The sequence below is a fragment of the Denitraticella aggregata genome, from assembly GCF_048158365.1.
Classification (GTDB): domain Bacteria; phylum Pseudomonadota; class Gammaproteobacteria; order Burkholderiales; family Rhodocyclaceae; genus Azoarcus_F.
The window spans coordinates 527,159-552,926 of sequence record NZ_JBLLNL010000001.1 but is presented as its reverse complement, the minus strand read 5'-3'; the positions used below and the strand labels follow the sequence as shown (position 1 = coordinate 552,926).

The following is a 25,768-nucleotide window of genomic DNA, read 5'->3' as shown; positions in this document are numbered from 1 at the left end:
TCACCCACGCCGGTTCCACCGGACTCCGGCGCTCACCGCTCTCCTACCGTTTTGATGCCCGCCATGAAAGTCTCCCAAGCCCTGATCAGTGTGTCCGACAAACGCGGTGTGCTCGAGTTTGCGCAGGCACTGCACGACATGGGCGTCGCGTTGCTGTCCACCGGTGGCACCGCGGCCCTGCTGCGCAAGTCGGGCCTGCCGGTCACCGACGTCTCGGATCACACCGGCTTTCCGGAGATGCTGGATGGCCGGGTCAAGACGCTGCACCCCAAGGTGCATGGCGGGATCCTCGCGCGCCGCGACCTGCCCGAGCACATGGAAACGATCGCTGCGCATGGCATCAGCCGCATCGATCTGGTGGTGGTCAATCTCTATCCGTTCGAACAGACCGTCGCGCGCAGCGACTGCACGCTGGAGGACGCGATCGAGAACATCGACATCGGCGGCCCGGCGATGGTCAGGGCTGCGGCCAAGAATCATGGCGACGCAGCCGGTGGCGTGGGCGTGATCACCGACCCGGACGACTATGACCGCATCATCGACGAACTGCGCGGCAACGATGGCGAACTCGCTTACCGGACCCGTTTCGACCTCGCGGTCAAGGCCTACACGCACACTGCACGCTATGACGGCGCGATCGCGAACCACCTGACCGCACTGGCCGAGGACGGCTCCAGGCGCGCCTTTCCCGAGCGACTCCAACTCGGTTTCGACAAGGTCCAGGACCTGCGCTACGGGGAGAATCCCCACCAGAGCGCAGCCTTCTATCGCGAGCCCGCGACGCCCGAGGGCGTGATCGCTGCGTATCGACAGTTGCAGGGCAAGGAGCTGTCCTTCAACAACATCGCCGATGCAGACGCCGCGTGGGAATGCGTGAAGGCTTTCGACCGTGATGGCGGCAGCGCTGCCTGCGTGATCGTCAAGCATGCCAATCCCTGCGGCGTCGCGCTCGGCGAATCGGCCGGGGCGGCCTACCGCAAGGCGTTTTCCACCGACCCCACCTCGGCGTTCGGTGGCATCATCGCGTTCAACTGCGAAGTCGACCGCGCCGCGGCCGAGGCGGTCTCGACGCAATTTCTCGAGGTGTTGATCGCGCCGTCGTATTCGGCCGACGCGCTCGAACTGCTGCGCGCCAAGCAGAACCTGCGGGTACTGACCTGCGGGCTGGGCACGCAGTCCGGCGCCCGGGACTACAAGCGTGTCGGTGGCGGACTGCTGGTGCAGACGGCCGACGAGGCGCGCATCCAGCGGCCGGACCTGAAGGTCGTCACGCGGCGCGCACCGACCGGACAGGAGATGGACGACCTGCTGTTCGCGTGGCGGGTCGCGAAATACGTGAAGTCGAACGCAATCGTGTATTGCCGCGACGGCATGACGATCGGCGTCGGCGCAGGCCAGATGAGCCGGGTGGACTCCGCCCGCATCGCCGCGATCAAGGCGGAGAACGCGGGCCTGAGCGTCAGCGGATCGGTCGTCGCATCCGACGCGTTCTTCCCGTTTCGCGATGGCCTTGATGTGCTCGCCCAGGCGGGCGCGACCGCCGTCATCCAGCCGGGCGGCTCGATGCGCGACGCTGAAGTGATCGCCGCCGCGGATGAACACGGCATCGCGATGCTGTTCACCGGTTTCCGCCATTTCCGACACTGATCGGGGCACGCGACGAGCATCCGCACCCGATCGATCGTAACGGCTTCGGCCAGCACATTTCGCATAGTAGACGCCATGAAAGTTCTAGTAATCGGATCCGGTGGTCGGGAACACGCACTGGCCTGGAAGCTCGCCCAATCGCCCAAGGTCACCCGGGTGCTGGTCGCACCGGGCAATGCCGGCACGGCAACTGAACCGCTGGTCGAGAATGTCGCGGTCACGTCGATCCCGGATCTGATCGCACTCGCGCGCGAGCAGCAGGTCCAGTTCACGGTGGTCGGTCCCGAGGCGCCGCTGGCCGCGGGCGTCGTCGATGCCTTTCGCGCCGAGGGTCTCCCGATCTTCGGCCCGACCCGGGCCGCTGCCCAGTTGGAGAGTTCCAAGGATTTCGCAAAAGGTTTCCTGGTCAGGCATGGCATCCCGACCGCGCGCTACCGGACCTTCTCGGACGCCGACGCGGCGCACGCATACGTCGACGCCGAAGGCGCACCCATCGTGATCAAGGCGGACGGCCTCGCGGCCGGCAAGGGCGTGGTCGTGGCGGCGACCACGGACGAAGCGCACACTGCGATCGACATGATGCTGGTCGACAACAGCATGGGCGACGCCGGTGCGCGCGTCGTGATCGAGGAATTCATGCGTGGCGAGGAAGCCAGTTTCATCGTGATGGCCGACGGGCGCAACGCGCTGGCGCTCGCGACCAGCCAGGACCACAAGCGTCTGCTCGACGGCGACCAGGGGCCCAACACCGGCGGCATGGGCGCCTACTCGCCAGCACCGGTGGTCACGCCCGAGGTCCATGCCCGCGTGATGCGCGAGATCATCCTGCCGACGCTCGCCGGCATGAGCGCGGAGGGCATGAGTTACACCGGTTTCCTGTATGCGGGTCTGATGATAGACGAGTACGGCCAGCCGCGCGTGGTCGAGTACAACTGCCGCATGGGTGACCCGGAAACCCAGCCGATCCTGATGCGGATGAAGACCGACCTGTCCGACCTGATCGAGGCGGCCATCGCCGGACGGCTCGACGAGATCGATGCGGACTGGGACAGACGCACCGCACTGGGGATCGTGCTCGCGGCCGCGGGCTATCCCGAGGTGCCCCGCCGGGGCGACCGGATCAGCGGCCTGTCGGCCGCGCAGAGCGAGGACGTGCATGTCTTTCATGCCGGCACGGCGGTTCAGGACGACGACATCGTCACCGCGGGCGGACGGGTTCTGTGCGTGACCGCGCTCGGCGACAATGTCCGCAGCGCGCAGAAGCTTGCCTACGACATCGCCGACGGCATTCTTTTCGACGGCCGTCAGTATCGCCGCGACATCGGCCATCGAGCTGTGGCCAGAAAGTCCTGACCCCGGCGCCCACGCGTTCCCACGGAGCCGCACGACCCATGAACATCGACATCGCCGGCGTGAAGCGCTATCTGCTCGATCTGCAGGGCGGCATCGTCGCCGCGCTGGAGCGTTTCGATGGCAAGGCCTTCATCACCGACAGCTGGGACCGGCCGGGCGGAGGCGGTGGCAACTCGCGCGTGCTGGAGAACGGCGGTTTCTTCGAGCGCGGCGGGGTCAACTTCTCGCATGTGCATGGCGACAGCATGCCGCCGTCCGCGACCGCGCACCGGCCCGATCTGGCCGGTCGGGGTTTCGAGGCGATGGGGGTTTCGCTGGTGCTGCATCCGCGTAATCCGTACTGCCCGACCATACACATGAACGTACGCTTCTTCATCGCCGGGGCGGACGGACCGGCGCCGATCTGGTGGTTCGGCGGCGGCATGGACCTGACACCCTACTATCCGTTCGAACAGGACGTTCGCCATTTCCATGCAAGCTGTCGCGACGCGGTGCTCCCGTTCGGCGGGGAAGACGAATACCGCCGGCTCAAGGCCTGGTGTGACCGCTACTTCTTCCTCAAGCATCGCAACGAGGCCCGGGGGGTCGGCGGTCTGTTCTTCGACGACCTGGGGGCGGATGGCGCGCGTTCGTTCGAGGACTGCTTCGGTCTGACCCGCAGCGTCGCCGACGCCTTTCTGACCGCCTATCTGCCCATCGTCGAACGCCGCCGCGACCACGCCTACGGCGAGCGCGAAAGGGATTTCCAGGCCTACCGCCGTGGTCGCTACGTGGAATTCAATCTGGTCTACGACCGTGGTACGCTGTTCGGGCTGCAATCGGGGGGCCGCACCGAATCCATCCTGATGTCGCTTCCGCCCATCGTGCATTGGCGCTACGACTGGCGCCCGGAACCCGGCACGCCGGAACACAGCCTCTACAGCGAGTACTTGACGGCCCGGGACTGGGTCTGAAGCGGCGCCACCAATCGACCCCGCCCCGGCATAGCGCCGGGCACCGCTGTGGCCGAACCGGTCCGCGTCATTGCGCCAGCCAAGATCCTCAGGCCTGGTCGCCGACCTGATTTCCGTCGGTCAATGACGCGCGCGAGACTTCAACTGGCGCGAGCCATCGCCAGATCGGCCGCCTTGCGGTAATGCAATTTTGCGTCGACCGGACGCTCGAGCGCCTCCATCAGTTCGGCCAGCGCAAAATTCACGTCGGCAGACGGCGACAATTTGGCCGACGTCTCCAGATAGCTCTGGGCCTTGCCCCAGATCTGTGCGTCCATGCATTGACGTCCGAGCGAATACAGCAGACCGGCATCCTCGGGGTGGCTGGTCAGCCAGCGCTCGGCGCGTGACAGCGCGTCCCGGGCTTCATCTCCTTCGCCGGCGCACAGCACGTAGTGACGTGCAAGCGATGAACTCCACTGATCCTCGAGGAGGCGGTCGACCGTCTTGCGCGCGATCGCACCCTTGCCGCTCCCGGAAAGGATGGGGAGCGCCTGCTCGACGAACTCGCGATCGGCGAGATCCTCCCTGGACAGGCCGTGCCAGAACTCGACCAGCCCTTCCGTATCGTTCGCCAGGTCGCGCAGGCGCAACAAGCGGGCCTCGCGCAGCAGCGCCTTCGCCTCGTCGGCGTGCATCGCCTTGTTGGCGACCAGCCGCCCGACCAGATCGATGATCGCGTCCCAGCGATGCTGACGGCGGGCGAGTTCGAGCGACAGGCGCAAGCCGGCGCTGCCCAGATGCCCCTGGGTACGCTTCTGCAACATGGCGAGCGAGCGCCCGGCATCATCGTCGTCGCCGCGGGACAGCGCGAGTTCCGCCTCGGTCATCAGCTGCGCGGTGCGGCCGCCATCGAGCTCGCCAGCCCTTTCCAGCCATTCACGATAGCGTCTTTCGTCGTTCAGACCATGAGCCGCGCGCGCGGCGATGATGGCCGCCTCAGGCGATCGGCCGCCGGAGGCGTGGGCCACCTTGGCATTCTTGATCGCATCGGTGAAGCGCCCCTCGTACAGGGCGCGCAGCGCTTCCTTCATTGCGCGCGACGCCTTCTCGGTCTGACGGCGGGAGCGGTACGCACCGACCCGTCCGGGCAGATCCAGCGTTCGGGCCACCAGCCGGAACACCACATAGGTCGCGAAGAAGGCCACGATCAGCGTCACGACCACCAGATTCAGCGAAGCCTGCGCACGCCATGGCGGCAACACCAGCAGCACATAGCCCTGGTTGGCCCCCGCCAGCATCGCGACACCGGCGGCCAGCGCAAAAATCCCGATTATCCAAAGCAAGGCACGCATCGACCTCTCCTCAACGTGTGCCTGGATCGGCTGCCGGCGCGGTCGATGAATCCCGACCGGTGCCGGCACCCGGGGCCGCGCTGCGCGCCTGGACCAGGCGCAGTGCGGCGAAGGTTTCGGTCAATGAAGGCTGCTCGGCCTTGATCGGCATCTTCTCGAGTTCGGTCAGATCCGCGATGGTCCGCTGAACCTGCTCGTCATCGGCCTGAAAGTAGCGCTCGATCCACTCGCGCGCCTGCTGCAGGTCCGACGTATAGGTGCCGGCATCGCGGGCGAGCAACGCGAGTCGCGCGGTGAGAAGGCGAATCTTCACGTTCTCGCGCAGATACGTGCTCTGAGCGGGTGCGAGCAGCACCGGATCGTCGCTGTCCATGCGCTCGAGCCGGACCATGCCCTTGACCTCGTTCCAGAGATCCGTCGCGAGTTCCTCCGCATAGTCGAGCGTGCGGGCCAGATAGCCGTCACCCTTCCCGCCAGCCTGGGCCGCCGCCTTTCGCTCCGCGATCTCGGCCGCCTTCGCAAGCTCGATCTCGAAGGCCAGCGGCAGGCTATCCATCCGTTCGAGCAGGATCTCCAGTCGCAGTGCGACGCCTGACACATCCAGCTGTGGATGCGCCTTGAGCGCGTCGATGTCCTTGATCAGCGCCCGCCGCAGCGCCTGCAGATGCCCCTGGTCCGGCATCGCCAGCCTGGCCTCGGCGCCCTGGAGCGCAATCAGCGCCGCCTCGAAGTTGCCGGCGAGCTGCAGCTGCTGGGCCGCGATGTTGATCGCCTGCTCGACCTCCGCCAGGGCCTGGTCGCTTCGCGAGCGCGAATACTCCATGTACAGCGCTTCGAGCGACGCGGCCTGCCCCTCGGTCGCGGCGACCTGCGACTGCAGCGCGCCGAAACGTCCCTGGATAGCCGAGATGAGTTCCTGCTGCTGTCGGGTCAGCGCGCGGATCTCCGCGACCGCACTGTCGCCCGCATTCAATCGCTCGGCGACCTCCTGGCGCGTTTCCTTCGCCAGCGCCCGCAGCTCCCACACCTGCCAACCGATCAGACCGACGCCGACCAGCGCCAGCAGCGAGATCGCCAGCGCGAGACGGCCCCGTGGGGCATTACCCCCCGCATCGGCTTGCAGAGGGGGCATTGGCGGAGGCGGCGGCTCCGACGAATCGGCGACTTCGTCCCGGGCTTCCGTCGATTCGATCGATGCGGCGTCGGAAGCGACCGTCGCCCCGGTCGTGCCTGCGTCTGACGCAGCATCGGACGATGACGCCGTCACGTTCGACGGCGCGGGCTCCGCTTCGGGCGCACGGTCCGACGACGCATCACGGGCATCCGCGTCTTCGGCGAGCGGGTTCGCCTCCTTGTCGGCCACGGGTGGCTGGGTGAGCGCAGGGTTCTCTTTGTTCATGATCAGGAGTTTAACCGAGAGTGAACGGGTGCCGGATCCTGGATGATCAATGGCATTGATGAATCTATAGGAAAAACGCGCTCAAAACCACATGCATCGCGCCCGACGCGGTGATATCGGCCACATTGCGCACGGCGTCAGCACAGCGGCCCGGCATCGAAGCGGGCTTCCAGCGCGGCGAGCAGGCCCGCATCGCCCGGCGCGGTCTCCACGACATCGACGAACCGGTCTTCGCGCGCAAACGACGCGATGCGCGGATGTGGCGCGAACACCGGCACATGTCTCAGCACGTCGACGCCGTCGGCCCCGAGCATCGTCACGAAGTTGCGCACGCCCTCGCTGCTGGTCAACGTGATCGCATCCAGGCGGCCCGCCCGTGCAAGGCCGAGCAGCGGCCCGGCATCCGCTTCCGGCCGGAAACGTCGATAACAGGTCACCCGATCCACGCTGGCACCGCGCTCGATCAGGCGCTCGCCGAGCAATTCGCGCCCGCCATCGCCGCGCAGGATCAGCACGCGCCGGCCTGCGATCCGGTCCGCGGCGAATGCCGGCAGGGCCAGCACCGCCTCCGAGTCGAAGCCGTCCAGGGGCACGATCACGTCGCCGAAACCGCGCTCATGCAGGGCCCTGGCGCTCCCGCCGCCCACGGTCGCGACCGCCAGCGTAGCAGGCCAGGACCGGCACGCCAGAATCCTGTCCAGTGCATGCCGGACCGCGTTAGGACTGACGAAGAATGCGAGATCGTAATCGTCCAGATGCGCGATCGCCTGCATCAGCTCGTGATCATCGACCACCGGCGCGATCCCGAGCACCGGGAAAAGAATCGGCACGCCGCCGCGGGCCTCGATCGCACGACACAGCGCGTCGGCCTGCTCCGTCGGCCGGGTGACGACGATGCGCCGCCCCTCGAGAGACTGGCGCGTCATGCCGGGCCCCGCTCAGGCCAGTGCGGCCAGGATATCGTCGGCACCGCGCGCACGCAGCTCGTCGGCCAGCGCGAGCCCCAGCGCCTCGGCCTGGTCCGGACTGCCCTCGCGCTCGGTGCGCACGATGCGGCTGCCATCGGGCAGGGACACGAATCCGCGCAACCACAGGCGATCGCTCCGCATGATCGCATAGGCGCCCAGCGGCACCTCGCAGCTGCCGCCCAAGGCCCGCGACACCGCCCGCTCGGCGAGTACGCAGGCCGCAGTCTCGGGGTCGTGCAGCGGCGCCAGCCACGCCTCGAGATCGGGTCGTCCGGCAAGACATTCGATGCCGAGCGCGCCCTGCCCCGCGGACGGCAGCGACACCTCGGCCGGCAGTTCGGAGCGGATACGCTCGCCCATGCCAAGCCGCTTCAGGCCGGCCGCTGCCAGAATGATCCCGTCGTACTGTCCCTCGTCCAGCTTGCGCAGCCGGGTGTCGAGGTTGCCCCGCAGGCTGGTCACCGACAGATAGGGATACTGCGCATGAATCTGCGACTCGCGCCGCAGCGACGATGTCCCGACCACCGCGCCGGGCGGCATGTCGGCGAGGCTCTCGTAGCGATTCGACACGAACGCGTCCAGCGGCACCTCGCGTTCGCTGATGCAGGGCAGCACGAACGCCGCGTCGAGCTGCATCGGCACATCCTTCATCGAGTGCACCGCGATGTCGGCCCGGCCATCGAGCAACGCGGTCTCGAGTTCCTTGACGAACAGACCCTTCCCTCCCACCTTGGCCAGCGGCCGATCGAGGATCTGGTCCCCGCGTGTGGTCATGCCCAGCAGTTCGACGCGACAGCCGGGATACAATGCCTCCAGCCTGGCCTTGACATGCTCTGCCTGCCACAGGGCCAGGCGGCTTTCACGGGTTGCGATGACGATGCGCCCGGGCGGGCTGACGGGATGGGATGGGCTCACGTTAGACGGACTCGTTCAGGAGTGATTCGAAGATGGAGTGTCTGGCAACCGTATCTTCCGGTCTGCAGCGCATCGCGGCGTTCTTGCGACGGGCCGGCCCGACGGGAATGGCCGTGATTCTAGCATGGGCGGCGATCGCGTCTCCTGCGCTGGGTCAAGGACTGCCCGCGCTGATTCAGCCCACGGATCTGCGCGACGAGGCCACCCGGATCGCACGGCACGGTCATCCGATGGTCGTGCTGTACAGCCAGCGCGGCTGCGGCTGGTGCGACCAGGCGCGCACGCATCTGGTCCCGATGTCACGACGGTCGGGTGACGGCGTCGACGCGATCTTCCGCCAGATCGACATCGATTCGGACACGCCCTTGATCGACTTCGACGGACGGACCACCACCCAGCGCCGGTTCGCGCAGACCCAGGGCGTGCGTTTCACACCCACGGTCAGCCTGTACGGCCCCGACGGGGAACCGATCGGGGCGCCGATACTGGGCATGAGACTCCCGGATTTCTATGGCCAGTATGTCGAAAACGCGATCGCACGGGCCCGGCAAACGATCCGCTCAAACGTCGAATGAAGAACGCAATGACCCGCACCCAGGACGACAACGGACAGCTTCGCCCGCATCCGCAGCCAATGGCATGACACGGTCGATGCGCTGCCGGCCATCACCGGCCTGTGCGAACTGCGGCTGACGCACGCAAGCGCGCGACGCCTACAGCTGCAGGGTCTGCTTGACCGCGGCCCACTGCCGCCGGCTGACCGGCAGCCGCTCGGACGTGCCCTTCAGCAGCACGTCCCAGTGGCCCTCGCCGTCCGGTTCGCCGACCCGCTCGACCCCGACGATCGCCGCACGTGCGACCAGGCAGTTGCGGTGTATGCGCAGGAAGCGATCCGGGAACTCCTGCTCGAGCTGCACCAGCGATTCGTCGAGCAGGAAGTCGCGCTCGGCGGTGCCGGCGGTGACGTATTTGAGTTCGGCCTTCAGGTACAGCACGTCGGCGACCGGCACCAGCAGGATCCGGCCGCGCTCGTTGACGCTGAAGTGGCGCCTGACCGAACCGGCGAGCGAGGCGAGCGCCGCGTCCGCCGGCGGACGCTGGCGCCTGACCTTGCCCAGCGCATCCGCGAGACGTTCGCCGCGCACCGGCTTGAGCAGGTAATCGACCGCGGCCAGTTCGAAGGCCTCGACCGCGTACTGGTCGTAGGCGGTGGTGAACACCACGGCCGGACGCGGATCGAAACGCGCCAGATGGCGCGCCAGTTCCACCCCGTCCATCAGCGGCATGCGAATGTCGGCCAGCACCACATCGGCCGGCGAGCTCTCGAGCAGACGCAATGCCTCCACCCCGTTCGCGACCATGCCGATCAGCTCGGTCGGCTGGACCTCGCCCACATCCTCGAGCAGATCCCGCAGCCGGGCGCGGGCCGGCGCCTCGTCATCCACGATCAGGACCTTGAGTCGTTCCAATTTCGTCCACCCCTTCCAGTCGAAATCCACACCTGCGCCCGCCGACGCGATCGCGTCGAACCCTCCCGCCGACACACGCACCCACGGGACGATCGGACCGCTTGCCGTGAGCGTCCGGCCCGCCACAGCGCAATCGCTTCAACGCGTCGCTTTCGCGGCTCGCGCCGCTCCCACCTCCAAGCTTGGGACGGCCTGTGGGAGCACCGCCAGGTGCGAATCGCGCCTGGTCACCGGCACTGACGTCCTCCACGACAGATCATGCGATTGCCCTGCGGCCCACCCGCCCCAATCCGGGGCCACCCCTCTTTTGCTTTATACTCGGCGACACCGCCCCCGGCCTCCGGTGGCAGCCTATTCGGGGCGCGGCCCCATGCCTCGCCGAACCAGCATATCATCCCAGATCATGACAGACGACACCCGCAGCAACACCGCCAAGGCCTGGTCAGGCCGCTTCACCGAGCCGGTTTCCGACCTGGTCAAACGCTACACGGCCTCGGTCTTCTTCGACCGGCGCATGGCGGCCCAGGACATCCGCGGATCACTCGCCCATGCGAAGATGCTGGCCCGACAGCACATCATCAGCGACCGGGACCTGGCCGACATCGAACGCGGCATGGCGCAGATCGCGCAGGAGATCGAACGCGGCGAGTTCGCGTGGAACCTGGACGACGAGGATGTCCACCTGAACATCGAGAAGCGCCTGACCGCGCTGGTCGGCGATGCCGGCAAGCGCATGCATACCGGACGCAGCCGCAACGACCAGGTCGCGACCGACATCCGTCTGTGGTTGCGCGACGCGATCGACCAGATCCTCGTGCTGATCCGCGACTTCCAGCGCAACCTGGTGGACCTCGCCGACAAGCATGCCGACACGCCGCTGCCCGGCTTCACGCACCTGCAGGTCGCCCAGCCGGTCACCTTCGGTCATCACCTGATGGCCTACTACGAGATGTCCCGCCGCGACGCCGAGCGCTTCGCCGACGTGCGCCGCCGCGTGAACCGCCTGCCGCTGGGCAGCGCCGCGCTGGCCGGCACCAGCTTCCCGATCGACCGCGAGTTCGTCGCGCGCGAACTCGGCTTCGACGAGGTGTGCGCGAATTCGCTGGACGCGGTCAGCGATCGCGACTTCGCGATCGAATTCTGCGCGGCGTCGTCGCTGCTGATGATGCACCTGTCGCGCCTGTCCGAGGAGCTGATTCTGTGGATGAGTCCGCGCGTCGGCTTCATCGACCTGGCCGACCGTTTCTGCACCGGCTCGAGCATCATGCCGCAGAAGAAGAACCCGGACGTGCCGGAGCTGGTGCGCGGCAAGACCGGCCGGGTCAATGGCAGCCTGATCGCGCTGCTGACGCTGATGAAGGGCCAGCCGCTCGCTTACAACAAGGACAACCAGGAAGACAAGGAACCCCTGTTCGACACCGCCGACACGGTCATCGACACGCTGCGCATCTATGCGGACATGATCACCGGCATCCGCGTGAAGGCCGACGCGATGCGCGCCGCGCTCACGCAGGGCTTCGCCACCGCCACCGATCTGGCCGACTATCTGGTCAAGAAGGGCCTGCCCTTCCGCGATGCGCATGAAGTCGTCGCGCGCGCAGTCAGGGCGGCCGAGCTCGGCGGACGGGATCTGCCCGAATTCAGCCTGGACGAGTTGCAGGCTCATTCGCAACTGATCGAGGCGGACGTGTTCGAAGTGTTGACGGTGGAGGGCTCGCTCGCGTCCCGCAAGCACATCGGCGGCACCGCGCCCGAACAGGTCCGTAGCGCGATCGCACGGGCCCGCAGCATGCTCCAGGAGTGAATCGACCGAGGCGAACAGCATGGCGGACGCGCAGCAGATGATCGGCAAGTACGAGATCAAGCGCCTGATCGGCGAGGGCGCGACCAGCCGTGTCTATCTCGCCCATGACACGTTCGCGCAACGCGACGTCGCGTTGAAGCAGATCCATCCGCACATGCTGAAGGACAGGGAGCGCGGGCGCCTGTACCGGCATCTGCTGATGAACGAGGCCTCGCTAGCCGGCAAGCTGCACCATCCGCACATCGCGCAGATCTATGACGCGTCGGTCGGCGACGACGACGCCTATGTGGTCATGGAGTACGTGCCGGGCGGCACCCTCGAGGCATTCATCCGGCCGGACACGCTGCTGCCGTTCGCACGCATCGTCGAGATCATCTTCAAGTGCACTCGGGCGCTCGATTACGCGTTTCACCACGGTATCACGCACCGCGACATCAAGCCGGCCAACATACTGCTGCTCGACCCGGACGGGCAGGACATCAAATTGTCCGACTTCGGCGCGGCCTTTCATTCGGCCAGCGACACCACCCAGGTCATCGGCGTCGGATCGCCGGCCTACATGTCGCCGCAGCAGATCCGCGAGATGCCGGTCGATCAGCGCACCGACATCTACTCGCTCGGCGTGGTCATGTACCAGCTGCTGACCGGCCGGCTCCCGTTCGAAGGGGAGACCAGCTACAGCCTGCTGTACCGGATCGCGAACGAGCTGCCGCCGACGGTCAGCGAGTTGCGCCCGGACGTGCCGATCGCGCTGGACGTGATCGTGCAGCGCGCGATGGAGAAGAACGTCGAGCACCGCTATCAGGACTGGAGCGAGTTCTCGCACGATCTCGCGCAGGCCTTCCGCAACCGGGCCTTCGCGGCCGAACAGATCGCGATTCCGGAGACCGAACGCTTCCAGCGCCTGCGCGAACTGAGCTTCTTCCGCGAATTCAGCGATGTCGAGATCTGGGAAATCATCGGATTCTCGAAATGGGACCGGGTCGAGGCAGGCACGGTCGTGCTGCGCGAAGGCGAAGCCGGCGATCATTTCTGCTTCGTCACCGAGGGTGAGGCCCGGGTCAAGAAACGCGGCAAACTGCTGAACCTGCTCAGCGTCGGCGACTGCTTCGGCGAGATGGCGCTGTTCTCGGCCGGGGGCGGCATCCGTTCCGCATCGGTCGAGGCCTCGACCCCGCTCGGCGTGGTCCGCATCTCCGCATCCGCGCTGCAGCGCGCGTCGGACACCTGCCGCATGCATTTCTACAAGGCCTTTCTAGAGGTGCTGTCGACCCGGCTTTCGCTCGCCAACTCGCGGATCGCCAATGTATGAGCGCGCCCGCCTCCGCCCTGCCTGCGCTCGAGCAAGCGATCCGCGACGCGACCGGTAGCACGTTCCGGCTCACCGAATCCAGCCCGGTGTCCGGGGGCTGCATCCATGACGCACTGGTCGTCGGCGACGGGCGGCAGAACTACTTCGTAAAGCTCGGGCCGGAATCGGCCGCCGACATGTTCGTGGCCGAGGCCGACGGCCTGGACGCGATCCGGCGCACCGCGACGCTGCGGGTGCCGGACGAGGTGTGCCGCGGCGGCGACGCTGACCACGCCTGGCTGGTGCTGGAACACCTGACACTGCGCCCGGTGTCGAGCGCCGAGGACGGCACCCGCTTCGCCGCCGCACTGGCCGACCTGCACCGCCACGTCGGCGAGACCTTCGGCTGGCACCGCGACAATTTCATCGGCCTGACCCCGCAGACCAATGCGCCTTCGCCCAACTGGTCGCGCTTCTTCGTCGAGCAGCGCCTGCGCCCGCAGTTCGCGCTGGCCCGCCGCAAGGGTTTCGACGGCGAACTGCAGCGACTCGGCGAACGCCTGTTCGACCGCGTGCCCGCGCTGTTCCTGGACTACCGCCCGCGCCCCGCGCTGCTCCATGGCGACCTGTGGCACGGCAACGCCGCAATCGACGCGTCCGGCACGCCGGTGGTGTTCGACCCGGCGGTGCATCACGGCGACCCGGAGTCCGATCTGGCGATGACCGAACTCTTCGGCGGCTTCCCGACCGCCTTTTACGCGGAATACCGCAGACGCTCGCCACCCGACCCGGAATGCGAGGCGCGCAAACCGCTGTACCGGCTCTACCATGTGCTCAACCACCTGAATCTGTTTGGGCGTGGCTACCTGGGCGAGTCGGAGCGGCTCGCGAAACGCCTGGTCCAGGCCTTGTGCACCAGGTGACGGACGAGCAGGCCCGGCGGCATGCGCAGCAGGTGATAGCGCATGCGTCCGAGCATGAACGCGGTCCGCAGGCCGAGCCCCTGCGGCCGGTCCGGCAGATGCGGCAGACCGCTGCGACTGAACACCCATTCCATAGCGTGCTGCGCCGGCGCGGACGGCGCAGCCTGCAGGATCGCGCCCGGCACCGGCGTCGCCAGCCATTTGCGACAGTAATGCAGCGCATACCACAGCACCCGATCGGCGCGATGCGCACGTGCCCGTTCCAGCAGGCGTCTCCAGGTCGCGTCGTCGCGCACATGAAAGCGGATCAGCCCATCGACGTCGACCAGGTCGCGCAGCCGACCGTCGAGTTCGGAGTCCTGGAACAGATGCACCGCCGCGTGGATAATCTGATCGCACGGATCGAGCACGCGGTAGCGTGAATCGGGCAACGCGACCAGCCCACCGAACAACAGCGCGTCGTCGGCGCGCGTGCGGCTGGTCACCGGCGCGATCGTGTGGTGCAGGTCCACCTCCAGCGCATGACCCGGATAGCGCATCGGCGGCAGTTCATGACTCCACTCGCGGTAGTAGCGCTGGTCGTAGTCGTCCTTGACCTCCGACACCCAGCCCGCTGCACTCAGCGCCGCCTCCGTTCGATCGAGGTCCTCGCGGCGGACCAGCAGATCGACGTCGTTAGGATTGCGCCCCTGCGCGATCGGCACGCCCTGCAACTGGTACGCCGCGCCCTTCAGCATCGTCACGGTCACATCGGGCGGAAGCGCTGCGTCCAGTGCCGCCAGTTCCATGCGGACCATCTGCGCGCGATGCGCGGCGTAATTGATCGACCCGCGCAGATGCCCTGTGACCGGCTGCGGTAAAGCCGCCCAAACCTCGTCGTGGTTCCGCAGCCGATGCGCCAGCACCCCGAGCACTCGTGCCTGCCGGGCGAGGCGCAGCGTCGAATCCCAGTCGGCCAGCGACATCTTCCGCGCATGCGCGACGGCCTGCAGCAAGGGCAGCAGATGCACTGCCGCTTCATCCGAAGCTTCGACGGTCCTCCTCATGCCCCGCCCCCGTCGCCGAGCAGATCGCAGATGCACGCGATCGCTTCGTCCAGCCGGCTGTAGCGAAGCGCATAGGCCGGACACGCGTCGGCCAGATCCGCCACCGCATGAAAGGACACCGGGCCGAGCAACGCATAGTTGAAGCTGTTGAAGGCCAGCCGCGCGAAGGCCTGCTCCTTGGGCTGCGGCGTCAGCTCCAGCGATGCGCCGTCGACATACTTCGGAAAGATCACCAGCGCGGGTCGCGCCGGGCTGTGCACCGCCGCCGCGCTCGCGTCGTCCGGCGCCAGATGCGCGACATCGCCCTTGCGCGTCTCGGGAAACACCGGCCCCAGGATCGCCTGTTCGGAGAAAGCGCGGATCACGTCGATCGAGCGGTTCTTCAGCGCGACCGGCTTCAGCATCGGCAGCAACTCGCCTGTCTCCGGATCGAGCACGCCGAACTCGTCGGACAGCAGCCTGAAGCCGCTCAGCATCATCGCGGCCGACAGGGTGCTCTTGCCGGACCCGGGCACCGCCGGCATCACGACCGCGCGATCGCCGAGCGCGAGCGTGCCGGCGTGCAGCAGCACATGCTGGTTGAAGCGCTGACCGAAGCACCAGTTCACGCCCCATTCGAACAGCGGCAACGCGCTCGCGCGCGGAAACGGTTCGAAGGGCTCGACCCCGTCGATACGGAAACGCGCGGTCGGCCTCAGCCACCGCCGCACGCCCTTGCCGGGCAGCAGTTCGACATGGAAATCGGCGAAGTCCGCCGAGTCGGCCAGCGGGAAGGCACCATAGACGCGCCGCAGCACGCCGACAAACGGGACGCCGCGCGCCCTGAGTCTCACGACGCACGTACCGTAGTCGATGAAGCAGCCATCACTACCCAGCATCGCCGACAGTTCGGCCTCCGGGCGCGACGCGACAGTCCTTCGCAGAGGGGGATTCATTCGCCGAGCAGACCGATGTCCTCGAACATTCGGAACAAGTCTCTCATCTCGGGGGATTGCGGGTCCAGTTCCAGATCGACGCGGATGGCGGAATCGAGCCGGGGTCGCGTGACCGGGCCGGTCTCGCGCAACTCGTCGATCAGGTCGGCTACGACTGCAGCCACGGGTGGGAGCAGATGAGTCTGCCAGGTGCGGGGGTCAAAAACGACGGCGGCGTCCGCGAGACGCCGCATGGCTGAGGGGTGATCAGTCATCGGAACAAACTATCCGCGTATTAGTTGATCACATTGTCTTGAAGCTGAGCACCCGTCAAAGAATTCCAGCACGAGACCCCTGCGATGGGATTGACATTGCCGTCGTTCTTATCTAGCGTCAAAAACCCTACGCCATCTTGATAATCCACCAGGGCGTAATAAAACTCGTCAGTCGCTGTAGGAGCGTTGCCTCCGCTTTGATTCGGCTCAAAGACGGTGGCCGCATCGTTTTCCACTTTGTAATAGGTACCATTGAAAAGGAAACCCGGCACCCGGCCAGTAGCACTGGGTCCTCCTCCGTCGTTTCCCTCACGCATCAAAAGCTTGGGAAGTTCGATACGCATCCACGAGGACTTATCGCCGCTCACAGGTGCGAATCCTTCAACATTGTTGGGGTTGAAGTTATTCAAACTCTTGACATCACACCCGACGCTGGCGGCAGCCAAAGCTGCACCACTTGGCAAAGTCAACACTATTGGTGCCCCAGCAGCGACCCGCAGGATCCGTCGTCGCTGTCTGGTTCGTTCCGATATTGGGTTGGACATTGGAATGTTCCTTATCCGCAATCCTCTGGTAAAGAAACGGTTGCGCGCTCACGGAAGAGGATTCCGATGATTCTTCGTTGCCTGAACACAAGCAAGTTTCACACCACGCAACCGCACATTACTCAAACGTATAAATTTCAATCGCTTACGAAACGCGCGGCGCGAACCACACCGATTTTCTCGACGGCACTGTAAAAAATCCCGACAGCCGCGCCAGCCCTTCCCCACTTCTTACGATATTAGTATAACAATGTCGAAGCTGCCCATCCGTGCGGAACCTCACACATTGGGGAGTGACTGAAAACCTGAGCGGTTCGCCCCCGGGACTGAATCAGGCGCCATGCGATGCGCGGCGACTTCGGCGACTTCGGCGACATCAGGAGTCGAATCGGCACGCTGACGCAAGGACTTTGTCATTTTCCATCATCGGAGTGGATATGAACGCTAAATCGATCAACCAGCTCGGCACCGTGATCGGCGGGCTCGGCATGCTGGCCTGCCTGGTCATGTTCGGGCTCAGAGTCGCCGGTCAGTACTACCTGGTCGGTATCCCGGCGGCGACCATCTTTCTGGGCGGGATCGCGCTGATCGTCGCGGGCTGCTTTCTGAAGCTGCATGCGATCGCCGGGGTCGTGCTCGGCGATCGCAGCGGGGGCTGAACCGGGCGTCGAGGGGGACGGGTTGTACGGCCGCCGTCGTAACCCATCCCCACCCCAACCCTCCCCTTGAAGGGGAGGGAGAAACCGTGCCGAAACTGACCTCGCGTCCCGATCACCGCTGATGGCGGCGCCCTGCCGGCGACGGGAAGCCGGCGACTCGGGTGTGGGTGCTGGGCGTTCAGGCAGCCTGGTCGGTGGCGCCCGCATCGGCGAGCATCTGCTGCAGGTCGCCCGCCTCGAACATTTCCTTGACGATGTCGCAGCCGCCGACGAATTCGCCGTTGATGTAGAGCTGCGGGACGGTCGGCCAGTTGGCGTATTCCTTGACGCCCTGGCGCAGCTCGTCGCTCTCGAGCACGTTCAGCGCCGCGACCTGCTTGACGCCCGACTGCTTCAGCAGCTGGACCACGGTGGCGGAGAAGCCGCACTGCGGAAACTGCGGCGTGCCCTTCATGAAAAGCACGACCGGATGAGTGGTGACCTGTTCGCGGATGAATTCATGGACGTCCATGTTTTGCGCTCGAAAAAAGTTGAGTTAAATAGTCGGGTAATTCTAGAGCCGGACCGGGTCTTCGTCAAGCGCGCCCGAGCCACTGCCCGCCGGTGACGCGCTCGATGCCCGCGAGGTCCCGGTGCGACGCGATCGACGAGAAACCGGCATCGGTGAGCAGGCCGCGCACGCGCGAGGCCTGGTTGTAGCCGTGCTCCATGAACAGCCATCCGCCGGCCTCCAGATGATGCGGCGCCTCACTCGCGATGGTCGCGAGGTCGTCCAGCCCCTCGGGCCCGGACGCGAGTGCGGTGTGCGGCTCGAAGCGCACGTCGCCATCGTCCAGGTGCGGATCGCCGGCCGCGACATAGGGCGGATTGGCGACGATCAGCTGGAAACGGTCGCCCGCAAGGGCCGAGAACCAGTCGCTGAGCACGAAGGACACGCTCGCCTTCAGCCGGGCCGCGTTGGCCATCGCGACCAGCAACACATCGCGCGAGCGATCGACCGCGGTGACGTCGGGCGCGTCGAGCTCGCGCGCCAGCGAGATCGCGAGCGCCCCGCTGCCGGTGCCCATGTCCAGCGCGCGCACCGCCGGCTGCCCGGCGAAATGGGCCAGCGCGAGTTCGACCAGCAGTTCGGACTCCGGCCGCGGAATCAGCACCGCGGGCGTGACGATGAAGCTGTAGCCGTAGAATTCGCGCTCACCCACCAGGTACGCGACCGGCTCGCCGATCTGGCGGCGTTCCACCAGATGCTGGAAGTGCGACCATTCGGCGGCATCCAGCACGGATTCCGGATAAGCGGCCAGGCGGGCGGGCGGGCAGCGCAGCACATGGCGCAGCAGCACCCGAGCGTCCACCGCGTCGATGCGGGTCCGGGCCCATGCCAGCGCACCGGCGATGTCGGGGGCGAGCGCGATCGTCATGTCACTCTCCGGCCAGCTCGGCCAGCAGACCGGCCTGATGCTCGAGCGTGAGCGCGGCGACAAGTTCGTCCAGATCGCCCTCCATGACCGCATCCAGCTTGTACAGCGTCAGGTTGATCCGATGGTCGGTGACCCGCCCCTGCGGAAAATTGTAGGTCCGGATGCGCTCGGAGCGGTCGCCGCTGCCGACCAGGCTCCTGCGCGTGGCCGCCTCGCTCGTCTGCTGCTCGCGCAGCTGGATGTCGTGGATGCGCGCGGCGAGCACCGACATCGCCTGCGCCCGGTTGCGATGCTGGGAACGATCGTCCTGGCATTCGACGACGATGCCGGTCGGGATGTGCGTGATCCGCACCGCCGAATCGGTCTTGTTGATGTGCTGTCCGCCCGCGCCGCTGGCCCGGTAGGTGTCGATGCGCAGATCGGCCGGATTGATCGCGATCTCGACCAGTTCGTCCGCTTCCGGCATCACCGCGACGGTGCACGCCGACGTGTGGATGCGCCCCTGGGTTTCGGTGACAGGGATGCGCTGCACGCGATGACCGCCGGACTCGAACTTGAGCTTCGCGTAGGCACCGGCACCGACCACGCGTACGATCACCTCCTTGTATCCGCCCAGCGCGGATTCGCTGGCCGACACGATCTCGACGCGCCAGCGCTGGCGCTCGGCGAAGCGGGTGTACATGCGCAGCAGGTCGCCCGCGAACAGGGCCGCCTCGTCACCGCCGGTACCGGCCCGGATCTCGAGGAACAGGTTGCGGTCGTCGTCCGGGTCACGCGGCAGGAGCGCGCGCTGCAGTTCGCCCTCGAGCGCCTCGAGGCGTGCCTCCGTATCGGCGATCTCGCTCTGTGCGAGTTCGCGCATCTCCGGATCGGCCAGCATGTGACGGGCCGCATCCCGGTCGGCTTCCGTCTGCCGGAAGTCCTGAAACAGCCGCACCGCGGGTTCGATGTCGGCCCGCTCGCGTCCGAGCGCACGATACACGTCCATGTCGCGCGCGGTCTCCTCGGACGCGAAGGCGCGATCGAGTTCTTCCAGGCGCTGGGACAATTGCTCGAGTTTGTCGCGGATGCTTTGTTTCATGAAGACCGGAGGTGTGTGAGCCGACGCTGGCGATCAGGCCGGCCGGATGCCGCTAGTCGCGCGGATCGAGTTTGAAGAGTTTCTTGACCAGCTGGCTCGCATGGACCTGCTGCTCACCCTCGGACTGGTTCAGAAAACGGGTCGGACCGTGCAGCAGCTTGTTGGTCAGCCCCTGACTGAGCGCCTCGAGCACCTCGCGCGGATCCTCCCCCCGGGCGAGCAGGCGACAGGCGCGCTCCAGCTCGGCCGCGCGCACCGTCTCGGCATGCTGACGCAGCGCGCGGATGGTCGGCACCGCGTCGCGCGCCTGCACCCAGTGCAGGAAACCGTCGACGCGGCTGTCGATGATCTGCTCCGCCTCGACCACCGCCTGCTGCCGCGATTCGATGCCGGCATCGACGACCTGCGCGAGATCGTCCACGGTGTACAGGAACACGTCGTCCAGCTCGCCGACCTCGGGTTCGATGTCGCGCGGCACGGCCAGGTCGACCATGAAGATCGGCCGGTGCCGGCGCACCTTGATCGCGCGCTCGACCATGCCAAGGCCGACGATGGGCAGCGGCGCCGCAGTACAGGACACCACGATGTCGAACCTGGGCAGCATCTCGCCGATCACGTCGAGCCGCATCACCTCCGCATCGAAACGACCAGCCACCAGCTGCGCGCGCGCCTCGGTCCGGTTCGCCACCGCCATTTCCCTCGGCTTGGCCCCGGCGAAATGCGCCGCGCACAGTTCGATCATCTCGCCGGCGCCGATCAGCAGCACGCGCTGATCCGAGATGCGCTCGAAGATGCGCTCGGACAGATGCACCGCGGCAGCCGCCATCGACACGATGTTGGCGCCGATGGCGGTGGTCGAGCGCACCTCCTTGGCCACCGCGAAGGTGTTCTGGAAAAGCTTGTGCAGCAGCACGCCCATCGTGCCGGCTTCTTCCGCGTGTCGCACCGCCTCCTTGACCTGCCCGAGGATCTGGGGCTCGCCCAGCACCATCGAATCCAGCCCGCTCGCGACCCGGAACACGTGGCGCACCGCATCGCGCTGCGGATAGGCATACAGATAGGGCGACACTTCACTCAGCGGCAGGCCCTGGAACCGGGCCAGCCAGTCGGCCGCGTCCTGGGGTTGCTCGCCGGCAAAATACAGTTCGGTGCGGTTGCAGGTGGACAGAATCGCCGCCTCGCGCACACTGCGGCCGCGCGTCAGATCATGCAGCGCGTCGTCCAGCCGCTCGGGCTGGAACGCCAACCGCTCGCGGATCGTGAGCGGCGCCGTATGATGATTCAGGCCGAGGGCGTAGAGTTGCATGAAGCGAGGATTCCGGGCGGCATCGCGGGATTATATCACCCGACCGAACCAGAAAAGACTAAGCAAAATCAAGGAGTTTGAACCGCGGGATTGACACGCGCGAGCAAAAACGGGCCGGCGGTGGCCGACCCGTTTCGCAGAACTGGTGGCCAGGGGCAGAATCGAACTGCCGACACGCGGATTTTCAGTCCGCTGCTCTACCGACTGAGCTACCTGGCCAAAGAAGCGGCATTATAGCGGATCGACGACCGCCGTCAAATCAATCAGACACCGAATCGATCTGTCCCGTAGACGGCCTCGGCGGGCCCGGTGCGCTGAGGCTGCGTCGATGACGTGTCGCTCAGACGCGGCGGCGGCAGGGGCATCGCGATCTGCCCCCTCGGGAACACCACCTGCGCGAGTGTGCCCTGACCCGACGCATTTGCGTTCAGGCTGACCGTCGCGCTGTGCAGATCCGCGATCTCCCGGACGATCGGCAGACCCAGCCCGGATCCACTCTCGCCACTGCCGAGCACGCGGTAGAAGCGCTCGAACACCAGGTCGCGATCGCTTTCCGGAATGCCCACGCCGCTATCCTCGACCTCGAAGATCACCGCGCCCGCGACACGCGCACGCGCAGTCACGCTGCCGCCGCGGGGCGTGTATTTGATCGCGTTGTCGATCAGGTTCTTGATCATCTCGCGCAGCAGCACGGTGTTGCCGTCGATCAGCAGCAGCTGGCCGCTGTACTCGACGCCGAAATCGATGTCCTTCGCGAGCGCACTAGGGAAGAGCTCCTGCGCAACCTCGCGAATGACCGCTTCCAGATCGACCTGCTCGACCGCATAGATCTTCTCCGTGGTCGCCTCTGCGCGCGCCAGCGACAGTAGTTGGTTGATCAGATGCGAAGCCCGATCGGTGCTCTCGGCAATCTGCTTCAGCGACTGACGCAGTTGCTCCGGATCGGCCTCCTGCAGCGCCAGTTCAGTCTGCATCTTCAGGCCGGTCAGCGGCGTGCGCATCTGGTGCGCCGCGTCCGCGATGAATCGCTGCTGCGACTGCAGGTTCTCCTCCAGACGAGCCATCATGTCGTTGAAGGACACGATCAGCGGTCTAACCTCCTCAGGGACGCTGGCCGGCGTGATCGGCGACAGGTCGGTCGGGCGTCGCCGCCGGATCCGGCTCTGCAGCCGATTCAGCGGCGCGATACCGCGGGTCAGACCGACCCACACCAGCACCACCGCAAGCGGGATGATCGCGAACTGCGGCAGCAACACGCCGGTCACCACCCGCGAAGCCAGATTGCTGCGCTTGTTGCGGGTTTCGGCGACCTGCACCAGCACCAGTTCCACGTCACTTCCCGACGAGGCCTGCAGGAACTGGTAGGCCACGCGGACCTGCTCGCCCTGCACGAAATCGTCGCGCAGCATGATCTGCTCCGGGATCAGGTTGCGCGGCGGCGCCACCCATGCGATCTCCTTGTCTCCGGTGACCACGACATCGTCCGACAGCGCGACCTGGTAGTAGACGACATCGTCCTGGTCCGACCGGAACAGGGCCCGCGGCGGGGCCGGAAAGTCGACCGCCACGACGCCGTCGTAGAGCGCCACCAGGCGCCCGAGCGCGCGCACGTTGTCGGCGAGCGCCAGATCATAAGGCTCGTTCGCGATCTGGTCCGCAACGTTGTGCGTGATGATGATGGAGATCGGCCACAGGAACAACAGCGGCGCCAGCATCCAGTCCAGGATCTCGCCAAACAGCGAGTTCGGCTGGGAGGGACCCTTGGCGCCCCCCCCCCGGTCAGGCTTTCGACGCCTGCGCAACATCCGGGCTTTCCAGGCAGTAGCCGAGACCGCGCACGGTCACGATTCTGACCCCGCTGTCTTCGAGCTTCTTGCGAAGGCGGTGTACATAGACTTCGATCGCATTGCTCGACACCTCGTCGCCCCAGCCACACAGGTGGTCGACCAGCTGATCCTTGCTCACCAGACGTCCGACCCGCAGCACGAAGACTTCCAGCAGACCGATCTCGCGCGCGGACAGTTCGAGCATGTCACCATTGATGCGCGCCACCCGGTCCGCCTGGTCGTAGCTCAGACGGCCGACCTCGATGCAGCGCGGCTGGCCGGTGCCGCGGCGCGTCAGTGCGCGAACACGCGCCTCGAGTTCTGGCAGCGCAAACGGCTTGGTCAGGTAGTCGTCGGCGCCGGCGTCGAGTCCGCGAACCCGCTCCTCCACACCGTCCTGGGCGGTCAGAATCAACACCGGCATGGCCGATTTACGACAGCGCAGTCTCTTCAGCACCTCGATGCCCGGCAGCCTGGGCAGACCCAGATCGAGAATCAGCAGATCATAGGGCTGTGACGCGAGGGCGGCATCCGCGTCGGCGCCCGAAGCGACATGATCGACCGCATACCCGGCGCGCCTGAGCGCCCTGCCCAGCCCATCTGCAATGACCGGGTCATCTTCAGCAAGCAGAATGCGCATGAGTCTTGGGGTGTAAGTTGACTGTAAGCAGGCAGGAATAAATTACTCCCGCTGTTCTCCTTCTGCTCGGTCGATCGGAAACGCTATGCCTTGTGGGCACGCGCTCCGGGGAATCCCCACCCAGTCGTGGAGGTTTCCTGTCGCCTTTTGTCGATACAGGGACGCATTATCACACGCTTCGACGTTGCGTGTGACAGTTCGCTCGTCCGCTGACGCGACCCGTGCTATTGCCCTCACCGATCGCGCCCGCCCCGCCCCGGATCTACACGCTTGCGTAAACGCAATCGACCCCGCCGAAGCGGGGCCGATACGCGGACCTTGCGGTCCGGAAACGTCAGGCCGGCATCACATGCCCATGCCCATGCCACCCATTCCGCCCATGCCGCTCATGTCCGGCATGCCGCCAGCGGGCTTGTCCTCCGGCAACTCACCGATCATGCAGTCGGTGGTCAGCATCAGCGCGGCGACCGAAGCGGCATGTTGCAGCGCGGTCCTGGTCACCTTGGTCGGATCCAGCACGCCCATCTCGACCATGTCACCGTACTCTCCGGTCGCGGCGTTGTAGCCGAAGTTGCCGGAACCCTCACCGACCCTGTTCGCGACCACTGACGGCTCGTCACCGGCGTTGGCGACGATCTCGCGCAGCGGCTGCTCCAGCGCACGCAGCACGATGGTGATACCTGCGTCCTGGTCATGGTTGTCGCCCTTGACTTGGCCCAAGTTGGCACGCGCGCGCAGCAGTGCGACGCCGCCCCCCGGGACGATGCCCTCTTCGACCGCGGCACGGGTCGCGTGCAGCGCATCTTCGACGCGGGCCTTCTTCTCCTTCATCTCGACTTCGGTCGCGGCACCGACCTTGATCACAGCGACACCACCGGCCAGCTTGGCCACGCGCTCCTGCAGCTTCTCGCGATCGTAGTCGGAGGTCGCCTCTTCGATCTGAGCACGGATCTGCTTCACGCGCGCCTCGATACGACTCTCGTCACCGGCGCCATCGATGATGATGGTGTTTTCCTTGCCGATCTCGATGCGGGCTGCCTGGCCGAGCTCTTCAAGACCGGCCTTCTCCAGAGTCAGACCGACTTCCTCGGCGATGACCTGACCACCGGTCAGCACCGCGATGTCTTCCAGCATCGCCTTGCGACGATCGCCGAAACCCGGGGCCTTGACTGCGCAGGTCTTCAGGATGCCACGGATGTTATTCACCACCAGCGTCGCCAGCGCTTCACCCTCGACGTCTTCGGCGACGATCAGCAGCGGACGGCTGGACTTGGCGACCTGTTCGAGCACCGGTAGCAGATCACGGATGTTGGAGATCTTCTTGTCGAACAGCAGCACGTACGGGTTCTCGAGGATCGCGACCTGCTTGTCCGGGTTGTTGATGAAGTACGGGCTGAGGTAGCCACGGTCGAACTGCATGCCCTCGACCACGTCGAGTTCGTTCTGCAGCGACTTGCCATCCTCGACGGTGATCACGCCTTCCTTGCCGACCTTCTCCATCGCGTCGGCGATGATCTGACCGATGTTGCTGTCGGAGTTCGCGGAGATGGAGCCGACCTGCGCGATTTCCTTGCTGGTCGAGCACGGCTTCGACAGCTTCCTCAACTCTTCGGTTACGGCAATGACCGCCTTGTCGATGCCGCGCTTGAGGTCCATCGGGTTCATGCCGGCGGCCACGAACTTCATGCCTTCGCGCACGATGGACTGGGCCAGCACGGTCGCGGTGGTCGTGCCGTCACCGGCGATATCGGAGGTCTTGGACGCGACTTCCTTGAGCATTTGAGCGCCCATGTTCTCGAACTTGTCCTTCAGTTCGATTTCCTTGGCGACGGACACGCCGTCCTTGGTCACGGTCGGGGCTCCGAAGGAGCGCTCGAGCACGACGTTGCGACCCTTGGGACCGAGCGTGACCTTGACCGCATTGGCCAGGACATTGACACCCGCGACCATGCGGTCACGGGCGGAATCACCAAACTTGACTTCTTTAGCTGCCATTCTTGCC

The 25,768-nt window shown here is 66.1% G+C and carries 24 protein-coding genes and 1 tRNA gene; 8 read left to right on the top strand and 17 right to left on the bottom strand.

The genetic code is table 11. The features are described from left to right. Positions 1-63 precede the first annotated feature (63 nt). The 3 genes from purH to hemF all read left to right on the top strand — a co-directional run bounded on the left by purH (position 64) and on the right by hemF (position 3,953). Positions 64-1,647, top strand: coding sequence for a bifunctional phosphoribosylaminoimidazolecarboxamide formyltransferase/IMP cyclohydrolase (gene purH / locus ACKVEX_RS02660; protein WP_473214127.1), 1,584 nt, complete (start codon positions 64-66; stop codon positions 1,645-1,647). A 75-nt stretch (positions 1,648-1,722) separates the two neighbouring features. Next, positions 1,723-3,000, top strand: coding sequence for a phosphoribosylamine--glycine ligase (gene purD / locus ACKVEX_RS02655; protein WP_473214126.1), 1,278 nt, complete (start codon positions 1,723-1,725; stop codon positions 2,998-3,000). A gap of 38 nt (positions 3,001-3,038) precedes the next feature. Next, positions 3,039-3,953, top strand: coding sequence for an oxygen-dependent coproporphyrinogen oxidase (hemF, locus tag ACKVEX_RS02650; RefSeq protein WP_473214125.1), 915 nt, complete (start codon positions 3,039-3,041; stop codon positions 3,951-3,953). Between the two features lie 140 nt (positions 3,954-4,093). Here the strand turns inward: hemF and ACKVEX_RS02645 are convergent, their stop codons facing one another. From ACKVEX_RS02645 to hemC, 4 genes are all read right to left on the bottom strand, one after another. Further along, positions 4,094-5,287, bottom strand: coding sequence for a heme biosynthesis HemY N-terminal domain-containing protein (locus ACKVEX_RS02645; protein ID WP_473214124.1), 1,194 nt, complete (start codon positions 5,285-5,287; stop codon positions 4,094-4,096). 10 nt (positions 5,288-5,297) lie between these two features. Continuing rightward, complete coding sequence (locus tag ACKVEX_RS02640; RefSeq protein ID WP_473214123.1) at positions 5,298-6,686, bottom strand: uroporphyrinogen-III C-methyltransferase; 1,389 nt, start codon at positions 6,684-6,686, stop codon at positions 5,298-5,300. Positions 6,687-6,823: 137 nt separating this feature from the next. After that, positions 6,824-7,612 (bottom strand): uroporphyrinogen-III synthase, encoded by a 789-nt coding sequence (locus ACKVEX_RS02635; RefSeq protein ID WP_473214122.1) that lies wholly within the window; start codon positions 7,610-7,612, stop codon positions 6,824-6,826. Between the two features lie 12 nt (positions 7,613-7,624). Next, positions 7,625-8,569 (bottom strand): hydroxymethylbilane synthase, encoded by a 945-nt coding sequence (hemC, locus tag ACKVEX_RS02630; protein ID WP_473214121.1) that lies wholly within the window; start codon positions 8,567-8,569, stop codon positions 7,625-7,627. Between the two features lie 32 nt (positions 8,570-8,601). On the opposite strand from hemC, the gene ACKVEX_RS02625 reads away from it, so the two are divergent. Continuing rightward, the gene (locus tag ACKVEX_RS02625; protein ID WP_473214120.1) at positions 8,602-9,144 is read left to right on the top strand and encodes a thioredoxin fold domain-containing protein; all 543 of its coding nucleotides are present in this window, start codon (positions 8,602-8,604) and stop codon (positions 9,142-9,144) included. 138 nt (positions 9,145-9,282) lie between these two features. Here the strand turns inward: ACKVEX_RS02625 and ACKVEX_RS02620 are convergent, their stop codons facing one another. Next, positions 9,283-10,038 carry a LytR/AlgR family response regulator transcription factor gene (locus tag ACKVEX_RS02620; protein ID WP_473214119.1) on the bottom strand — a complete coding sequence of 252 codons (756 nt, stop codon included), beginning with the start codon at positions 10,036-10,038 and terminating at the stop codon, positions 9,283-9,285. A 403-nt stretch (positions 10,039-10,441) separates the two neighbouring features. Here ACKVEX_RS02620 and argH point away from each other — a divergent pair, with 403 nt between their 5' ends. Genes argH through ACKVEX_RS02605 form a run of 3 tightly spaced genes read left to right on the top strand, consistent with a single transcriptional unit; the run spans position 10,442 to position 14,056 of the window. Then, positions 10,442-11,842 carry an argininosuccinate lyase gene (argH, locus tag ACKVEX_RS02615; protein ID WP_473214118.1) on the top strand — a complete coding sequence of 467 codons (1,401 nt, stop codon included), beginning with the start codon at positions 10,442-10,444 and terminating at the stop codon, positions 11,840-11,842. Positions 11,843-11,861: 19 nt separating this feature from the next. Next, entirely contained in the window at positions 11,862-13,154 is a 1,293-nt protein-coding gene (locus ACKVEX_RS02610; protein WP_473214117.1) for a protein kinase domain-containing protein, read from the top strand. Beyond that, on the top strand, positions 13,151-14,056 hold the full coding sequence (locus ACKVEX_RS02605) for a fructosamine kinase family protein (RefSeq protein WP_473214116.1): 906 nt from the start codon (positions 13,151-13,153) through the stop codon (positions 14,054-14,056). Before ACKVEX_RS02610 ends, ACKVEX_RS02605 begins: the two co-directional genes overlap by 4 nt. Here the strand turns inward: ACKVEX_RS02605 and ACKVEX_RS02600 are convergent. From ACKVEX_RS02600 to ACKVEX_RS02585, 4 genes are read right to left on the bottom strand one after another with little or no spacing between them, the layout of a single operon-like run. After that, a complete protein-coding gene (locus ACKVEX_RS02600; protein WP_473214115.1) occupies positions 13,996-15,102 on the bottom strand; it encodes a nucleotidyltransferase domain-containing protein in 1,107 nt (368 codons plus the stop codon). The genes ACKVEX_RS02605 and ACKVEX_RS02600 overlap by 61 nt on opposite strands. Continuing rightward, positions 15,099-16,037, bottom strand: a complete 939-nt coding sequence (locus ACKVEX_RS02595; protein ID WP_473214114.1) for an HprK-related kinase A — start codon at positions 16,035-16,037, stop codon at positions 15,099-15,101. Before ACKVEX_RS02595 ends, ACKVEX_RS02600 begins: the two co-directional genes overlap by 4 nt. Then, positions 16,034-16,291, bottom strand: coding sequence for a hypothetical protein (locus ACKVEX_RS02590; RefSeq protein ID WP_473214113.1), 258 nt, complete (start codon positions 16,289-16,291; stop codon positions 16,034-16,036). Before ACKVEX_RS02590 ends, ACKVEX_RS02595 begins: the two co-directional genes overlap by 4 nt. Positions 16,292-16,311: 20 nt before the next feature. Continuing rightward, positions 16,312-16,836: a hypothetical protein gene (locus ACKVEX_RS02585; protein ID WP_473214112.1), complete on the bottom strand. Its 525-nt coding sequence runs from the start codon at positions 16,834-16,836 to the stop codon at positions 16,312-16,314. Positions 16,837-17,273: 437 nt separating this feature from the next. On the opposite strand from ACKVEX_RS02585, the gene ACKVEX_RS02580 reads away from it, so the two are divergent. Continuing rightward, a complete protein-coding gene (locus ACKVEX_RS02580) occupies positions 17,274-17,495 on the top strand; it encodes a hypothetical protein (protein ID WP_473214111.1) in 222 nt (73 codons plus the stop codon). Positions 17,496-17,673: 178 nt separating this feature from the next. Here ACKVEX_RS02580 and grxD read toward each other — a convergent pair whose 3' ends face one another. The 8 genes from grxD to groL form a co-directional block, all read right to left on the bottom strand. Further along, positions 17,674-18,006: a Grx4 family monothiol glutaredoxin gene (grxD, locus tag ACKVEX_RS02575; protein ID WP_473214110.1), complete on the bottom strand. Its 333-nt coding sequence runs from the start codon at positions 18,004-18,006 to the stop codon at positions 17,674-17,676. A 64-nt stretch (positions 18,007-18,070) separates the two neighbouring features. Then, the gene (gene prmC, locus ACKVEX_RS02570; RefSeq protein WP_473214109.1) at positions 18,071-18,913 is read right to left on the bottom strand and encodes a peptide chain release factor N(5)-glutamine methyltransferase; all 843 of its coding nucleotides are present in this window, start codon (positions 18,911-18,913) and stop codon (positions 18,071-18,073) included. 1 nt (position 18,914) lies between these two features. Next, a complete protein-coding gene (prfA, locus tag ACKVEX_RS02565; protein WP_473214108.1) occupies positions 18,915-19,994 on the bottom strand; it encodes a peptide chain release factor 1 in 1,080 nt (359 codons plus the stop codon). A 52-nt stretch (positions 19,995-20,046) separates the two neighbouring features. Further along, positions 20,047-21,300: a glutamyl-tRNA reductase gene (hemA, locus tag ACKVEX_RS02560; RefSeq protein WP_473214107.1), complete on the bottom strand. Its 1,254-nt coding sequence runs from the start codon at positions 21,298-21,300 to the stop codon at positions 20,047-20,049. A gap of 143 nt (positions 21,301-21,443) precedes the next feature. Further along, a tRNA-Phe gene (locus tag ACKVEX_RS02555) sits at positions 21,444-21,519 on the bottom strand. 44 nt (positions 21,520-21,563) lie between these two features. After that, positions 21,564-23,105 (bottom strand): sensor histidine kinase, encoded by a 1,542-nt coding sequence (locus ACKVEX_RS02550; RefSeq protein WP_473214106.1) that lies wholly within the window; start codon positions 23,103-23,105, stop codon positions 21,564-21,566. Further along, positions 23,080-23,766, bottom strand: a complete 687-nt coding sequence (locus ACKVEX_RS02545) for a response regulator (RefSeq protein WP_473214105.1) — start codon at positions 23,764-23,766, stop codon at positions 23,080-23,082. Before ACKVEX_RS02545 ends, ACKVEX_RS02550 begins: the two co-directional genes overlap by 26 nt. A 345-nt stretch (positions 23,767-24,111) precedes the next feature. Then, complete coding sequence (groL, locus tag ACKVEX_RS02540; RefSeq protein ID WP_473214104.1) at positions 24,112-25,761, bottom strand: chaperonin GroEL; 1,650 nt, start codon at positions 25,759-25,761, stop codon at positions 24,112-24,114. Positions 25,762-25,768: the final 7 nt, after the last annotated feature.

Bases quoted from the DNA above. Each gene is read 5' to 3' on its own strand.
- purH (WP_473214127.1), top strand. From the start codon at position 64: ATGAAAGTCTCCCAAGCCCTGATCAGTGTGTCCGACAAACGCGGTGTG.
- purD (WP_473214126.1), top strand. From the start codon at position 1,723: ATGAAAGTTCTAGTAATCGGATCCGGTGGTCGGGAACACGCACTGGCC.
- hemF (WP_473214125.1), top strand. From the start codon at position 3,039: ATGAACATCGACATCGCCGGCGTGAAGCGCTATCTGCTCGATCTGCAG.
- ACKVEX_RS02645 (WP_473214124.1), bottom strand. From the start codon at position 5,287: ATGCGTGCCTTGCTTTGGATAATCGGGATTTTTGCGCTGGCCGCCGGT.
- ACKVEX_RS02640 (WP_473214123.1), bottom strand. From the start codon at position 6,686: ATGAACAAAGAGAACCCTGCGCTCACCCAGCCACCCGTGGCCGACAAG.
- ACKVEX_RS02635 (WP_473214122.1), bottom strand. From the start codon at position 7,612: ATGACGCGCCAGTCTCTCGAGGGGCGGCGCATCGTCGTCACCCGGCCG.
- ACKVEX_RS02625 (WP_473214120.1), top strand. From the start codon at position 8,602: ATGGAGTGTCTGGCAACCGTATCTTCCGGTCTGCAGCGCATCGCGGCG.
- argH (WP_473214118.1), top strand. From the start codon at position 10,442: ATGACAGACGACACCCGCAGCAACACCGCCAAGGCCTGGTCAGGCCGC.
- ACKVEX_RS02610 (WP_473214117.1), top strand. From the start codon at position 11,862: ATGGCGGACGCGCAGCAGATGATCGGCAAGTACGAGATCAAGCGCCTG.
- ACKVEX_RS02605 (WP_473214116.1), top strand. From the start codon at position 13,151: ATGAGCGCGCCCGCCTCCGCCCTGCCTGCGCTCGAGCAAGCGATCCGC.
- ACKVEX_RS02600 (WP_473214115.1), bottom strand. From the start codon at position 15,102: ATGAGGAGGACCGTCGAAGCTTCGGATGAAGCGGCAGTGCATCTGCTG.
- ACKVEX_RS02595 (WP_473214114.1), bottom strand. From the start codon at position 16,037: ATGAATCCCCCTCTGCGAAGGACTGTCGCGTCGCGCCCGGAGGCCGAA.
- ACKVEX_RS02590 (WP_473214113.1), bottom strand. From the start codon at position 16,291: ATGACTGATCACCCCTCAGCCATGCGGCGTCTCGCGGACGCCGCCGTC.
- ACKVEX_RS02585 (WP_473214112.1), bottom strand. From the start codon at position 16,836: ATGTCCAACCCAATATCGGAACGAACCAGACAGCGACGACGGATCCTG.
- ACKVEX_RS02580 (WP_473214111.1), top strand. From the start codon at position 17,274: ATGAACGCTAAATCGATCAACCAGCTCGGCACCGTGATCGGCGGGCTC.
- grxD (WP_473214110.1), bottom strand. From the start codon at position 18,006: ATGGACGTCCATGAATTCATCCGCGAACAGGTCACCACTCATCCGGTC.
- prmC (WP_473214109.1), bottom strand. From the start codon at position 18,913: ATGACGATCGCGCTCGCCCCCGACATCGCCGGTGCGCTGGCATGGGCC.
- prfA (WP_473214108.1), bottom strand. From the start codon at position 19,994: ATGAAACAAAGCATCCGCGACAAACTCGAGCAATTGTCCCAGCGCCTG.
- hemA (WP_473214107.1), bottom strand. From the start codon at position 21,300: ATGCAACTCTACGCCCTCGGCCTGAATCATCATACGGCGCCGCTCACG.
- ACKVEX_RS02550 (WP_473214106.1), bottom strand. From the start codon at position 23,105: ATGTTGCGCAGGCGTCGAAAGCCTGACCGGGGGGGGGGCGCCAAGGGT.
- ACKVEX_RS02545 (WP_473214105.1), bottom strand. From the start codon at position 23,766: ATGCGCATTCTGCTTGCTGAAGATGACCCGGTCATTGCAGATGGGCTG.
- groL (WP_473214104.1), bottom strand. From the start codon at position 25,761: ATGGCAGCTAAAGAAGTCAAGTTTGGTGATTCCGCCCGTGACCGCATG.